The 13,190-nt window shown below is 69.4% G+C and carries 12 protein-coding genes; 8 read left to right on the top strand and 4 right to left on the bottom strand.

All coding sequences use genetic code 11. From position 1 onward, the window contains the following. Positions 1-167 precede the first annotated feature (167 nt). Together FCH28_RS04875 and FCH28_RS04870 are read left to right on the top strand one after the other, a co-directional pair. Positions 168-410: a DUF397 domain-containing protein gene (locus FCH28_RS04875; protein ID WP_136739092.1), complete on the top strand. Its 243-nt coding sequence runs from the start codon at positions 168-170 to the stop codon at positions 408-410. An 89-nt stretch (positions 411-499) separates the two neighbouring features. Continuing rightward, on the top strand, positions 500-1,408 hold the full coding sequence (locus FCH28_RS04870; RefSeq protein ID WP_136738472.1) for a helix-turn-helix domain-containing protein: 909 nt from the start codon (positions 500-502) through the stop codon (positions 1,406-1,408). Between the two features lie 57 nt (positions 1,409-1,465). Here FCH28_RS04870 and FCH28_RS04865 read toward each other — a convergent pair whose 3' ends face one another. Next, positions 1,466-2,281, bottom strand: a complete 816-nt coding sequence (locus FCH28_RS04865) for an SAM-dependent methyltransferase (protein WP_136738471.1) — start codon at positions 2,279-2,281, stop codon at positions 1,466-1,468. A 146-nt stretch (positions 2,282-2,427) separates the two neighbouring features. Beyond that, positions 2,428-3,090 carry a DUF6461 domain-containing protein gene (locus FCH28_RS04860; RefSeq protein ID WP_136738470.1) on the bottom strand — a complete coding sequence of 221 codons (663 nt, stop codon included), beginning with the start codon at positions 3,088-3,090 and terminating at the stop codon, positions 2,428-2,430. 79 nt (positions 3,091-3,169) lie between these two features. Between FCH28_RS04860 and FCH28_RS04855 the strand changes: the two genes are divergently transcribed. Next, positions 3,170-3,829: a TetR/AcrR family transcriptional regulator gene (locus FCH28_RS04855; protein WP_136738469.1), complete on the top strand. Its 660-nt coding sequence runs from the start codon at positions 3,170-3,172 to the stop codon at positions 3,827-3,829. A 104-nt stretch (positions 3,830-3,933) separates the two neighbouring features. Further along, complete coding sequence (locus tag FCH28_RS04850; protein ID WP_246102535.1) at positions 3,934-4,746, top strand: class I SAM-dependent methyltransferase; 813 nt, start codon at positions 3,934-3,936, stop codon at positions 4,744-4,746. Between the two features lie 81 nt (positions 4,747-4,827). On the opposite strand, the gene ggt is transcribed toward FCH28_RS04850, so the two are convergent. Further along, the gene (gene ggt / locus FCH28_RS04845) at positions 4,828-6,690 is read right to left on the bottom strand and encodes a gamma-glutamyltransferase (protein WP_136738467.1); all 1,863 of its coding nucleotides are present in this window, start codon (positions 6,688-6,690) and stop codon (positions 4,828-4,830) included. Between the two features lie 267 nt (positions 6,691-6,957). Then, the gene (locus FCH28_RS04840) at positions 6,958-7,437 is read right to left on the bottom strand and encodes a DUF6314 family protein (protein WP_136738466.1); all 480 of its coding nucleotides are present in this window, start codon (positions 7,435-7,437) and stop codon (positions 6,958-6,960) included. A gap of 227 nt (positions 7,438-7,664) precedes the next feature. On the opposite strand from FCH28_RS04840, the gene FCH28_RS04835 reads away from it, so the two are divergent. The 4 genes from FCH28_RS04835 to FCH28_RS04820 all read left to right on the top strand — a co-directional run bounded on the left by FCH28_RS04835 (position 7,665) and on the right by FCH28_RS04820 (position 13,070). Continuing rightward, a complete protein-coding gene (locus tag FCH28_RS04835; RefSeq protein WP_136738465.1) occupies positions 7,665-9,134 on the top strand; it encodes an aldehyde dehydrogenase family protein in 1,470 nt (489 codons plus the stop codon). Continuing rightward, positions 9,122-10,702 carry an APC family permease gene (locus FCH28_RS04830; protein WP_425471879.1) on the top strand — a complete coding sequence of 527 codons (1,581 nt, stop codon included), beginning with the start codon at positions 9,122-9,124 and terminating at the stop codon, positions 10,700-10,702. The genes FCH28_RS04835 and FCH28_RS04830 overlap by 13 nt, the downstream gene beginning before the upstream one ends. Before the next feature lie 96 nt (positions 10,703-10,798). Continuing rightward, on the top strand, positions 10,799-12,361 hold the full coding sequence (locus FCH28_RS04825) for a GMC family oxidoreductase (RefSeq protein ID WP_136739091.1): 1,563 nt from the start codon (positions 10,799-10,801) through the stop codon (positions 12,359-12,361). A gap of 118 nt (positions 12,362-12,479) precedes the next feature. Then, entirely contained in the window at positions 12,480-13,070 is a 591-nt protein-coding gene (locus FCH28_RS04820; RefSeq protein WP_136738463.1) for a hypothetical protein, read from the top strand. Positions 13,071-13,190 lie beyond the last annotated feature (120 nt).

The raw sequence follows: 13,190 nt of genomic DNA, 5'->3' as shown, positions 1-13,190 counted from the left end.
GCTGGGCGGAACTTCCCGGGACAGCTAATATCCTCGTCGGCCGCCCCCCGCTGCAAGTACATCTGCAATTGCATCGGTAAGGACGGTTGCTCAGGGGCCCGTTCACGCCAATGTGATCGCGGGCCCGGGAACGGCGGAGGCGCGTCCTCCAGCAAGGGAGCAGCATGATGGAGTCGGTGACCAACGGCATGCAGGCGACCAGCATCGAAGGCGCCGTCTGGCGCAAGAGCAGCCGCAGCAACCCCAGTGGCAACTGCGTTGAGCTGGCCGTTCTTTCCGGCGGCGGGGTGGCGGTACGGAACTCGCGGGATGCGTCGGGCCCGGCGCTGGTCTACACCCGTGCCGAGATGTCGGCGTTCGTCCAGGGCGCCAAGGACGGCGACTTCGACGATCTCATCGATTGCGGCTGACATATGACGGCCGGATAATTGCGCGACTGTACGAACGCTCTGGGACGATGGGACACTGAGCGTTCGTCCGAACACCCAGGGGAGTCACCATGAGTGCCGCGCAGCCGAGCCGCGAATCGTCTCTGCGCCGCTACTTGGAGCATCCCCGTGGTGGCCCGACCGTCCTGCGCATCGTCCTGGGCACCCAGTTGAGACGGTTGCGCGAGGCGGCGGGCATCACCCGCGAGGCCGCCGGAGACGCCATCCGCGGCTCGCATGCGAAGATCAGCCGCCTGGAGCTCGGCCGGGTGGGCTGCAAAGAGCGGGATATCGCGGATCTGCTGACGCTCTACGGCATCACGGACGACTCGGAGCGCGCCGACTTCCTCGCGCTGGCCCGCCGGACCAGCACTCCTGGCTGGTGGCACCAGTACGGCGATGTGCTGCCCGGCTGGTTCGAGACGCTGCTCGGCCTCGAAGAGGTCGCGTCCGTCATCCGCACCTATGAAGTCCAGTTCGTGCCGGGCCTGTTGCAGACCGCTGATTACGCGCGTGCGGTGACCCGGCTCGGGCATCCGCAGGCGTCCGCCGAGGAGATCGAGCGGCGGGTGGCGCTGCGTATCAAGCGTCAGGAGCTGTTGACGGTCCGGGACGCGCCGCGGCTGTGGGCGGTGCTCGACGAGGCGTCGCTGCGCCGGCCGTTGGGCGGGGCGGAGGTGATGGCCGGTCAGCTGCGGCAGCTGCGGGAGATGGCGGCGCTGCCGAATGTCACGCTGCAGATCGCGCCGTTCAGCCTCGGCGGTCTCGCGGCGGCCGGCGGGCCGGTCACGATCCTGCGGTTCCTGGAGCCGGATCTGCCTGACATCGTCTATCTGGAGCAGTTGACCAGTTCGCTCTATCTGGACAAGCGCGATGACGTGGACCATTACCTCGCGGTGATGGACCGGCTCAGCGCGCAGTCCGAGTCACCGCGGGACTCGCTGGCGATGCTGGACGGTCTGATCGAGCAGCAGAGCTGACCAGCCGGAGCACTGGTCAGCCGCTGCCTCGTACCGGTACGGCCACCGCTGCGTACGCTACGGCTTACGGGCGACGCCGCCGTACTCGATCCACTCCATGGTGAGCTGCTTCGGGCCGAGATCCGAGTCCGGCCGCCAGGTGGAGACCTCCACCAGTCCGGGCTCCAGGATCTCCAGCCCGTCCAGGAACCCCTCCAGTTCGTGTGCCTGACGTACCCGGCCCCAGTTGCCGTGGGTGCTCTTGTCCATGAACTCGGTGACGAAGTCGCGGGTGGCCTTGTCCTCGCTGACCAGCTGACAGGCCACCAGAAAGCTTCCGGGTACCAGTCGTTCGGCGACACGCTTTACCAGTGCGGCGGGGTCGTCCTTGTCCGGGATGCAGTGCAGTACGGAGACGAACAGGGCGGCCACCGGCTCCTTGAAGTCGATCAGGCGCTCGACCTCGGGGCTGCCGAAGATGCCTTCGGTGTCCCGCATGTCGGCCTGGATGACGGCGGTGTGGTCGTTCTCCTCCAGCAGCGCCCGGCCGTGCGCCAGGACGATGGGGTCGTTGTCGACGTAGACCACGCGGGCCTGTGGGTCGACCCGCTGCGCCACCTGGTGGACGTTGTCCTGGGTCGGCAGACCTGATCCGTGGTCGATGAACTGCCGGATGCCCTGCTCCTGGGCCAGCCAGCGGACCACCCGCTGCAGAAAGCGCCGGTTGTTGATCGCCAGCACCTTGGTGCTCGGGACGACCTTGTTCAGCTCTTCGCATGCCTCGCGGTCCACGGCGTAGTTGTCCTTGCCGCCGAGGTAGTAGTCGTACATCCGCGCCACGCTCGGGATGCTGACGTCGACGGCATCGGACTGCGGTTGCGTTTCCTGGCTCATTCCACACTTCCCGTCGTTGGGCATCCACCGCCATGCGGCCCGGGACGGCCGTGCCATGGCGGGCGGCCCCGGAGCGGACTCCAACATACCCACGAAATGCCGGGCGTCGGCGCCAACGCCTTTGCTACTCAGGGGTATTCATCCGGTCAGGCCGGGAAGGCAGCCGAGAGCCGCGCTTCCGTCTCGGCCTCGGACCACGGAACATAAATTCCGTACGTGGTTTCCAGGAACCGCAGAAAGGCCACCGCGTCCGGTTCGTCGTCCTCCGGCGCGACGAACTCCGTAAGCTCCTCGGGCATCACGTCCGGCACATCCCACGGGGCGCCGATCTCGAAGGAGCAGTGGACGACTCCGAAGGAGGCGAACGAGGCGACGCCGAACCCTTTGCCGCCGTTGCAGTGCAGCGCGAAGACGCGGGTGTCCTTGGACAGGGATGCCAGTAGTTCTTCGTCGCTGGAATTCGCGAAGAACGCCTCCAGCGCATACGCCCATCCGCCGTGGCCGCCCACCCGCACGATGGACTCGGGCCGGGAGAGGAATCCGCAGCGCTCCAGGCGCTCTATCGTCTCCTCGTCCTCGGGGTCGATGAACTCCAGGTCGGAGGCGGTCCCCTCGTCGTCTAGGCAGAGGATGTCGTCCGCCTGGTCGCGGGACAGCGGGAACACCTGGTCCTCGGCGAATCCCATTCGCGACAGCATTTCCTCCGGCGAGATTCCTTCGCAGAGTACGACCGTGTACCCCATGTCATATGCCTCGGATATCCAGCGCAGCCCGTTCGTCATACCCAACTCCCCCATGCCGGCATCCATGCTCGCACCCGACTCACATTACCGCACAGTAAAGTTACTATTTAGTAAGTTTACTTGTGTACTAGGTAAGCTGGCAGGGATGAGTGACACACGCAGGCGACGCGTCCCCCGCCCGGTCCGGGAGCAGCAGATCATCGACGCGGCGATCCAGGTCTTCGCCAAACGGGGCTATCACGCCGCGTCGGTGGACGAGATCGCCGAGCTGGCCGGGATCTCCAAGCCGATGGTCTATCTCTATCTGGATTCCAAGGAAGGGCTGTTCCTCGCCTGTCTGCGGCGGGAGACGGAACGGCTGGTGGCCGCGTTCCAGGCCGCCGCGGGCGAGGCGCACTCCCCCGAGCTGCGGCTGCAGTCCGGCCTGGACGCCTTCTTCACCTTCGTCACCGAGCACCGTGCGAGCTGGGTGGTGCTGCACCGGCAGGCCTCCGAGTTGAGCCCGGCCATCGCGGCGGAGATGGCACAGGCGCGGCGGGCCGTGATGGAGCAGGTCGCCGGGCTCGCCCGGGCCGGCATCGCTGACAACACCGGGGGGACCCGGCTGGACGACGAGGAGGCCGACTTCGTGGCGCACGCCCTGGTCGGCGCGGCGGACACGCTCACCGACTGGATGGAGCGGCACCCCGAGGAGTCGCCGGAGCGGATGACTCTGCGGCTGATGAACATGGTGTGGGTCGGGATGCGCAATGTGCTGGAAGGTGAGGTGTGGACGCCGGGTGAGGCAGGTACAACGGGTGGATGACCACAGACAAGCGTGAGCCGATGGCCGGGGCGATCCCCGCGGCCCAGGTGGCACCGGCCTCGGAACATTCACCCCTCACCGGGCAGCCACCGACCATCGAGGACATGGTGCGCGCCAACGAGGCGAACTGGGACGCCCGCACCCCCGTCCACGTGGCCAGCGAGTTCTACGGCCTGGACGGTTCCCGTACCGCCGAGCACTGGTTCGCCCCGTTCGAGTGGGCGGATCTCGGCGAGCTGGCGGGGCGGGACGTGCTGCATCTCCAGTGCCATCTGGGCACCGAGACCGCCGCGTTCGCCGACCGGGGCGCCGCGCACACCGTGGGGCTGGACATCTCCGCGGCGTCGGTCGCGGAGGCGCGGCGGCTGGCGGCCGAGGCCGGGCGGGACATGGAGTTCGTACGGTCCGATGTCCACCGGGCGGTGGAGGCGCTGGACGGCCGCCGGTTCGATGTGATCTACACCGGCAAGGGGGCGCTGTGCTACCTGCCGAACCTGACGGTCTGGGCGGGGATCGTCGAGGCGCTGCTGCGGCCCGGCGGAACGTTGTATCTGGTGGAGTTCCATCCGCTGCTGGACGCGCTGGGCCCGACGCCGGACCCGGAGCGGCAGCAACTGCTGCTCCGGCACGACTATTTGGCGGGTCGAGGGCCCCTCAGGAGCGATACGCCGTGCACCTACACCGACGGTCCGCCCGTGACGGGCGCGACGACCAGTTATGAGTGGCGGCACGGCGTCGGGGAGGTCGTTTCGGCCCTGGCCGGAGCGGGGCTGACCGTCCAACTGGTCCGGGAGACCGAGCTGTTGCCCTGGAAGCGCTTCGATTCGATGGTGCCGTCGGACAACGGCTGGTGGCGGCTGCCGCCCTCGGAGCCGATCATTCCGCTGCTGTACGCGGTGCGGGCGGTGAAGGGCTGAGGCGCGCGCCGAGCGGAGTGCCGAAGGCCCGGGTGGGCTTGGAGCTCCACCCGGGCCTTCGGCTTGGCCTCCGCTCGTGCCTTATCCGGCCTTGTGGACGACCATCGCGGACCCACCACCCCGGCGTTTCGGTTCGGCGACCGCCTGGGTGCGGCCGTCGGAGAGGAACTCCAGGGCGGCGACGGCGCCGATCTCCGGTGACGGGGTGAAGGTCTTCGGGGCCTCCACGAAGTGCTGGCCGAGCTTGTCCAGTGCGGTGCGCTCGGCGGACTTGAGGAACGCCGGTTCGGCCTCGGTGTCGGCGCGGTTGCGCTGTGAGATCCGGGGGGCGGCGACCGCGTCGGGCAGGGTCATGCCCAGGTCGACACGGTTGACCAGGGTCTGCAGCACGGTCGTGATGATCGTCGCGCCGCCCGGTGAGCCGACCGCGAGCAGCGGCTTGCCGTCCTTCAGGACGATCGTCGGGGACATGCTGCTGCGCGGGCGCTTGCCGGGGGCGGGCAGGTTCGGGTCGGGCACGCCCTCGGCGAGCGGGGTGAAGTTGAAGTCGGTGAGTTCGTTGTTGAGCAGGAAGCCGCGTCCGGGCACGGTGATCGCGGAGCCGCCGGTCTGCTCGATGGTGAGGGTGTACGACACCACGTTGCCCCAGCGGTCGGAGGCGACCAGGTGGGTGGTGGAGGGGCCCTCGTACGGTTCGGTGCTGCCGGTGCGGGCCTTGCAGCCGGTGCCGGGGCGGCGCGGGTCGGCGGGCGCGACCGGGCTGGTGAGGGTGCTGGTGGGGCTGATCAGGCAGGCGCGGTCCTTGGCGAACTTCTTGGACAGCAGTTCGTCGGTGGGTACGTCGGAGAACGCCGGGTCGCCCACCCACCGGTTGCGGTCGGCGAAGGAGATACGGCTGGCTTCGAGGTAGTGGTGGAGCGCCTGGACCCGGTCGGCCGAGGAGAGGTGGTAGTTCTCCAGGATGTTGAGGGCCTCGCCGACGGTGGTGCCGCCGGAGGAGGAGGGGGCCATGGAGTACACATCGAGGCCGCGGTAGGTGGCATGGGTGGGGTCGCGGCGCAGCGGGGTGTATTTCGCGAGGTCGCCGGTCTCCATCAGGCCGGGGCGTATCTTCGCGTTCGCGTCCGGTGCGACGGGCGGGTGCTGGACGGTGTGGACGACATCGCGACCGATCGGGCCGCGGTAGAGCGCGTCCATGCCGTCGCGGGCGAGTTCCCGGTAGGTACGGGCGAGGTCGGGGTTGCGGAAGCGCGAGCCGACGACCGGGAGTTCGCCGTTCGGCAGGAACAGCTTCGCGGTGGAGGAGATCTTCCGGAAGCGTTCCTCGTTCATCTCGGTCTGGGCGCGGAATTCGTCGTTGACGACGAAGCCCTGGTCGGCGAGGCGCGTGGCCGGCCGCAGGGCCTTGGCCGGCGAGATGGTGCCCCAGTCGCGCAGCGCCTTCCGCCAGGTGGCCGGGGTGCCCGGTACGCCCACGGAGAGACCGGAGTTGACGGCTTCGGGGAACGGGATGGGCTTGCCCGTGGCCGGGTCGATGAAGGCGTCCGATTTCATACGGGCGGGGGCGGTCTCCCGGCCGTCGATGGTGCTGACCTTGCCGGTGCGGGCGTTGTAGTACGTGAAGTAGCCGCCGCCCCCGATGCCCGCCGAGTAGGGCTCGACGACTCCCAGGGCGGCGGCGGTGGCGACCGCGGCGTCCACGGCGTTGCCGCCGTGGCGCAGTACCTCGATGCCGGCCCGGGAGGCGTAGGGGTTGACGCTGGAGACCGCGCCGCCGTTTCCGGTGGCGACGGCTTCCTTGGCGGGCGGTGTGAGCGCGGACGTCGGCGCGGCGCGGGACGGGGTGCCGGCGCCCGGCTGGGCGCTTGCGTTGAGGGAGAAGACCAACGGGACGGCGATCACCGCGGCGGAGGCGGCGGCGACCACGGTGCGGCGGACGGGCATGGAGCCTCCGAGTATCTCGGGAGGGGCTGAGATTGCTGAAACCCTGACAGGAGGTGATGGGGGCGGCAACTGCCGATGGCATTAATTGCGCTACATCTGAGGTTCCCGGTGGGTAACGTCCTGGGTCGGCTCAGCGGGCCGTATTTCGACGGATGACGAGGGCGCCGACTGCCCGTCAGATGGCGTAGCCTGACTGCCCGTCAGTCCAGTTGCGTCACCAATATGCCTGCATGGCGGCGGAATCTCATGCTCCGGTGAGTGCCCGCCTCACCCCCGGCGCCGGTAGACCGAGCGCAGCAGCTGGTCCTTGGACGGGCCGCCGACCCGCCACTCCAGTCGCCATTCGTCCACGGAGACGACGGTGAAGGTGCCCTCGTAGCGGTCCGGGGCGCAGGGGTGGACGGCGGTCCAGTGGCCGCTGCGCAGGTCCAGGTCGTGGAAGGGCCGGCCGTCGTCGAAGGTGACCTCGGCGGTGCCGTCCGGCTGAGGGGCCAGCCGCAGCGTCCGGCTCGCCGGGTGCACCGTCCCGCCCCAGGTCAGCTCGCCCTCCTCGATGTGCACCAGCCCCTCCCCCGCCGTGTCGGGCCGGAAGTCCGCGGTGCCGCGGAAGCGGCCTTCCGTGCCGGCCTGCAGATCGATCACGACGCGTTCGACGCTCCAGCGGCCGGCGAGATACGCGGCGGTGTCGGGGACCGGATGCGGGGCGGGCCCGGGGACCGCCGCCCCTGATGCGGGTTCTGTGGGCATACCTCCATTCTCCCGCCCTGGCGGAAAGCGCCACTCGGCGCTGCCACCTGGCGGGCGGCGCCTCCCTGCGGCCCCTCGTACCGTGCGGTCCGGTCCCGGCCGTCTTACTCTCGGTGCAGAGATCGTCACCGAGGTCCGCCCGGGGCCCCGGGCCATCCGGCACGCCGGGCCCGCAGCAGCGCCACCCCGTACGGGGCACGTCGAGACCCGAGACCGGAGGCACCACCATGCCGGAGCTGTTCATCGGAGGTCAGTGGACCGCGGCGGCCGACGGGCAGGTGCGGGAGATCCGCTGCCCGGCGGACGGCACGCTGGTCGCGACCGTCGACGAGGGCGGTCCGAAGGATGTGGCGGCGGCGGTCGCGGCGGCCCGTACGGCCTTCGACGACGGGCCCTGGCCCCGGACGCCGGCCGCCGAGCGCGGCCGGCTGGTGCTGCGCGTCGCCGAGCTGCTGGAGCGCGACCGGGACACGCTGGCCAAGGCCGAGTCCCTGGACACCGGGAAGCGGCTGGTCGAGAGCGCGTACGACATGGACGACATCGCGGGCTGCTTCCGCTACTTCGGCAATCTGGCCGCGGCCGGCGGCACCGACCGGGTCGTGGACACCGGCAGCCCGGAGACGGACAGTACGGTGCGGCACGAGCCGGTCGGTGTCTGTGCGCTGATCACGCCGTGGAACTATCCGCTGCTACAGACCGCCTGGAAGGTCGCGCCCGCGCTCGCCGCCGGCAACACCTTCGTCCTCAAGCCCAGCGAGCTGACCCCGCACACCGCCATCCATCTCATGCGGCTGCTGGCCGAGGCCCGGCTGCCGGACGGCGCGGCCAATCTGGTGCTGGGAACCGGGCCGCTGGTGGGCGCGCCGCTCACCGAGGATCCCCGGGTGGACATGGTGTCGTTCACCGGGGGGCTGGTCACCGGGCGGCGCATCATGGCGGCGGCCGCGCCCACCGTGAAGAAGATCGCCCTCGAACTGGGCGGCAAGAACCCGAACATCGTGTTCGCGGACGCCGATTTCGACACCGCCGTCGACTACGCCCTGATGGCGGTGTTCCTGCACTCCGGGCAGGTCTGCTCGGCGGGCGCCCGGCTGCTCGTCCAGGAGGAGCTGCATGACGCGTTCGTCGACGAGCTGGTCACCCGTGCCCAGCGGATCCGGCTGGGCGGGCCGTTCGACGAGCATGCCCGCACCGGCCCGCTGATCTCGGCCGCGCACCGCGCGAAGGTGGAGGCGTATGTGGCGGCCGGTCTCGACGAGGGTGCGGTACTGCGGTGTGGTGGCTCGGCGCCCGACAATCCGGCGCTGGCCGACGGCTTCTACTACCTGCCGACGGTGCTCGACGAATGCACACCGGACATGTCCGTGGTGCGCGACGAGTCGTTCGGCCCGGTGCTGACGGTCGAGCGGTTCCGTGACGAGAACGAGGCGGTCTCGCTCGCCAACGACACCGAGTACGGCCTGGCCGGGGCGGTGTGGACGGGGGACAGCGAGCGGGCGCACCGGGTCGCGGCCCGGCTGCGGGCGGGAACGGTGTGGATCAATGACTTCCACCCCTATGTGCCGCAGGCGGAATGGGGCGGAATGAAGCAGTCCGGCGTCGGGCGGGAGCTGGGTCCCGCGGGGCTGGCGGAGTACCGGGAGGCCAAGCACATCTGGCGTAATACGGCGCCGCGGCCGCAGAGGTGGTTCGAGTGACCGGCTCGCCCGACAGTTCCGGGGGCTCGGGTTCCGGCACCCCGGCCGACGGTTCGCACGACGACCACGCGCTCGCCGAACTCGGCTACAAGCCCGAACTCAAGCGCACCCTGGGCAACTTCCACACCTTCGCCGCCGGGATCAGCTATATCTCCATCCTCACCGGCACCTTCCAGCTCTTCTACTTCGGGGTGAGCAACGGCGGCCCGGCGTACTGGTGGTCCTGGCCGATGGTCTTCCTCGGCCAGCTGATGGTGGCGCTGTGCTTCTGTGAGCTGGCCGCCCGCTATCCGGTGGCCGGCTCGATCTACAACTGGGCCAAGCAGCTCGGCGGCCCGCATGTCGGCTGGCTCGGCGGCTGGATGATGCTGACCGCCACCATGGTCTCGCTGTCCGCCGTGGCGCTGGCCTACCAGGTGACGCTGCCGCAGATCTCGTCCTGGTTCCAGTTCATCGGCGACGGCACCGGCAAATACGACGCCGCGGCCAACGCCGTCCTCCTCGGCACCGTGCTGGTCACCTTCACCACCCTGGTCAACGCCTTCGGCGTCAAGCTGATGGCACGTATCAACTCCGCGGGCGTGGCGATCGAGCTGATCGCGGCCATCGTGCTGATCATCCTGCTGGCCGCGCACATCACCCGCGGCCCGAGCGCGATCACGGAGACCTTCGGCCTGGGCGAGGGGGAGAGTCTCGGCTACTTCGGCGCGTTCCTGACGGCGTCGCTGGCGTCGGCGTATGTGATGTACGGCTTCGATACGGCCTCGTCGCTCGGCGAGGAGTCCAAGGACCCGGGCCGCAACGCCCCCCGTGCGATCCTCCGCGCACTGGTCGCCTCGTTCCTCATCGGCGGGCTCATCCTCCTCTTCGCCCTGCTGGCCACCCCCGACCTGCATGCCGAGGAGCTGTCCGTCGACGGTCTGCAGTACGTCGTGCTCTCCACCCTCGGCTCGACCATCGGGCAGATCGTGCTCTGGTGCGTGGTCATCGCGATCACCGTGTGCGAGCTGGCGGTGCACACCGCCGGTATCCGCCTGGCGTTCGCGATGGCCCGGGACAACAACCTGCCCGCCGCGTCGCTGCTCGCCAAGGTCAGCCCGCGCTTCCAGACCCCGGTGCTGCCCGCGATCGTCATCGGTCTGGTGGCGGTCGGCATCCTGCTGATCAACGTCAACCAGCCGCAGATCTTCTCGGTGATCACCAGCATCGCGATCATCATGATCTATCTGGCGTATCTGATGGTCACCCTGCCGATGCTGGTCCAGCGGCTGCGCGGCCGCTGGACACCGGTCCCCGGACGCTTCTCCCTCGGGAAATTCGGGCTCCCGGTGAACATCCTCGCCGTCCTCTGGGGCGCCGCGATGTCCCTCAACCTCGCCTGGCCACGCGCGGCCGTCTACAACGCGACCGGCCCCCAGCACTGGTATCTGCGCTGGGGGGCGTTCCTGTTCATCGGCGTCGTGGCGATCGGCGGCTTCGCCTACTACTGGTTCGTGCAGCGCAAGCGCACCGGTGTCCTGGCCGGGCACGCCGCCGTTCCGGACCCCAACGCCCCCGAACAACACTGACCTGGACACGGCACGATGCCCAAGGAGGCCCCGGTGCACGACGACCCCAGCGCGGACATGGCTGCCGCGACCGCCTCCGATACCGCCGCCCCCTCCATGCCCGACGCTCCCATCGGCGAGTTCGACTATGTGGTGGTCGGCGGCGGTACCGCCGGAGCGGTCGTGGCCGCCCGGCTGTCCGAGGACCCGGCCGTCACCGTCTGCCTGCTGGAGGCCGGCCCGTCCGACGTCGACGACCCCAACGTCCTCCGCCTCGACCGGTGGATGGGCCTGCTCGAATCCGGCTACGACTGGGACTACCCGGTCGAACCGCAGGAGAGCGGCAACAGCTTTATGCGGCATGCCCGCGCCAGGGTGCTGGGCGGCTGCTCGTCGCACAACTCGTGTATCGCCTTCTGGGCACCGGCCGAGGACCTCGATGAGTGGGCCGAAATGGGCTGTACGGGCTGGAGCGCGGCCGACTGCTTCCCGCTGTTCCAACGTCTGGAGACCAACGACGCGCCCGGCGGCCACCACGGCCGCAACGGCCCGGTGATCCTGCGCACCGTCCCGCCCAAGGACCCGTGCGGCGTCGCCCTCCTGGAAGCCTGTGCCGACTCGGGCATCCCCACCACCCCCTTCAACACCGGCAAGACCGTCATCCGCGGCGCGAACTGGTTCCAGATCAACTGCCGCCCCGACGGCACCCGTTCGTCTGCCTCCGTCTCCTACCTCCACCCCGTCATGGGCAACCGCTCCAACCTCGACGTACGCACCGGGGTGCAGGCGCGGCGGCTGCGCTTGGACGACTCCCGGCGCTGCACCGGCGTCGACTATCTCTCCCCCGACCTGATCCACACCCGTACGGTGCGGGCCCGCCGCGAGGTGATCGTCTCCTGCGGTGCCATCGACACCCCCAAGCTGCTGATGCTCTCCGGCATCGGCCCTGCCCACCATCTGCGCACCGTCGGCATCGAGACGCTGGTCGACTCCCCCGGGGTCGGCACCAACCTCCAGGACCACCCCGAGGGCGTCATCATGTGGGACGCCAAACAGCCCATGGTCAGCACCTCCACCCAGTGGTGGGAGATCGGCATCTTCGCCGACACCGAGGCCGGCCTCGACCGCCCCGACCTGATGTTCCACTACGGCTCGGTGCCCTTCGACATGAACACCTACCGCCACGGCTATCCCACCTCGGAGAACGCCTTCTGTCTCACTCCGAACGTCACCCGTGCCCGTTCTCTGGGCACCGTCCGGCTGCGCACCCGCGACTTCCGCGACAAGCCGAAGGTCGACCCGCGCTACTTCACCCATGAGCACGACGTCCGCGTCATGACGTACGGGCTCCGCCTGGCCCGCGAGATCATCGCCCAGCCCCCCATGGCGAGTTGGGCCGGCACCGAACTCGCCCCCGGCCCCGACGTCCGCTCCGACGCCGAACTCCTCGACTACATCCGCGCCACCCACAACACCGTCTACCACCCGGCCTGCACGGTCCACATGGGCGCCCCCGACGACCCGGCAGCCCCACTGGACCCCCAGCTGCGCGTCAAGGGCGTCACCGGGCTACGCGTCGCGGACGGCTCGGCGATGCCGTTCCTGACGACCGTGAACCCCTGCATCACCACCATGATGATCGGCGAGAAGTGCGCGGACATGATCCGCGGGGGTGAGTGAACGGGCAAGCCCATAGGATCGGCACCGCGTATTCGCACCGATCCACCATTCTCAACTCACCAGTCATCATCGTCGTTCACGTCACCATCGTCATTCACGGAATCTCCGGGGGGATGCCATGCCGGCGGAAGCGCGTACGCCCTCCAAACTGCGTACGCCCTCAAGACTGCGGACGGCCATCCAGTCGGCGGGCACTGTCGCCCTGGCCATCGGCCTGGCCGTCGGCTCGGTCGCCGGGGTCCTCATCGCGGCCGCCACACCACGCTGGCTGGCCGGCCAGACCCCCGACCTCCCCACCGCCTGGCCCGGCGGCCCCATAGGCTTCGGCGTCTCCTGCGCCGTCATCCTCCTCAGCAGCGGCTACGCCGGCTGGCACCTGTACTCGGAGATCCGGCCCGACACCCCCCACCCCAAACTCCGCTCCACCGCGGCCATCGCCTGCTACGCACTGGCCTTCACCACTCTCGGCTACGTCCTCGGCACCGTCCCCGGCCGCCACTGCTCCACGGACTGCACCGCCCAGCCAGGCGCGGGCCTGACGATCGCCACCTTCGTCATCGCCACCGCGGTTTTGGGGACGGCCGCCCACCGCATCCGCCGCACCCGGCAGGAACGACGCCGAGCGGCAGAGCGGGAACGCCTCCGGAAGCTGCGCAAACGCGGCAAGGGCAGGAGCCGGGCGGCAATCCAGCAGCAACGACGGGGCTGAGCCTCCGCGTCCTCACCCCTGAGCGCGCCGGCCGGACAGCCGAGCCCGAGGACGATATGTGCGGCCATATGTTAGGCATTTCTTTGACGGCGATCATATGCGTGCCTAGCATTGTGTCGT

It is taken from the genome of Streptomyces piniterrae (genome assembly GCF_005048155.1).
GTDB lineage: Bacteria > Actinomycetota > Actinomycetes > Streptomycetales > Streptomycetaceae > Streptomyces > Streptomyces piniterrae.
Note: the sequence above shows the minus strand (reverse complement) of the source record. Positions and strands in the feature narration are given on the sequence as shown.

Bases quoted from the DNA above. Each gene is read 5' to 3' on its own strand.
- FCH28_RS04875 (WP_136739092.1), top strand. From the start codon at position 168: ATGGAGTCGGTGACCAACGGCATGCAGGCGACCAGCATCGAAGGCGCC.
- FCH28_RS04820 (WP_136738463.1), top strand. From the start codon at position 12,480: ATGCCGGCGGAAGCGCGTACGCCCTCCAAACTGCGTACGCCCTCAAGA.
- FCH28_RS04865 (WP_136738471.1), bottom strand. From the start codon at position 2,281: ATGAGCCAGGAAACGCAACCGCAGTCCGATGCCGTCGACGTCAGCATC.
- ggt (WP_136738467.1), bottom strand. From the start codon at position 6,690: ATGCCCGTCCGCCGCACCGTGGTCGCCGCCGCCTCCGCCGCGGTGATC.
- FCH28_RS04855 (WP_136738469.1), top strand. From the start codon at position 3,170: ATGAGTGACACACGCAGGCGACGCGTCCCCCGCCCGGTCCGGGAGCAG.
- FCH28_RS04825 (WP_136739091.1), top strand. From the start codon at position 10,799: ATGCCCGACGCTCCCATCGGCGAGTTCGACTATGTGGTGGTCGGCGGC.
- FCH28_RS04850 (WP_246102535.1), top strand. From the start codon at position 3,934: ATGGTGCGCGCCAACGAGGCGAACTGGGACGCCCGCACCCCCGTCCAC.
- FCH28_RS04840 (WP_136738466.1), bottom strand. From the start codon at position 7,437: ATGCCCACAGAACCCGCATCAGGGGCGGCGGTCCCCGGGCCCGCCCCG.
- FCH28_RS04835 (WP_136738465.1), top strand. From the start codon at position 7,665: ATGCCGGAGCTGTTCATCGGAGGTCAGTGGACCGCGGCGGCCGACGGG.
- FCH28_RS04860 (WP_136738470.1), bottom strand. From the start codon at position 3,090: ATGGATGCCGGCATGGGGGAGTTGGGTATGACGAACGGGCTGCGCTGG.
- FCH28_RS04870 (WP_136738472.1), top strand. From the start codon at position 500: ATGAGTGCCGCGCAGCCGAGCCGCGAATCGTCTCTGCGCCGCTACTTG.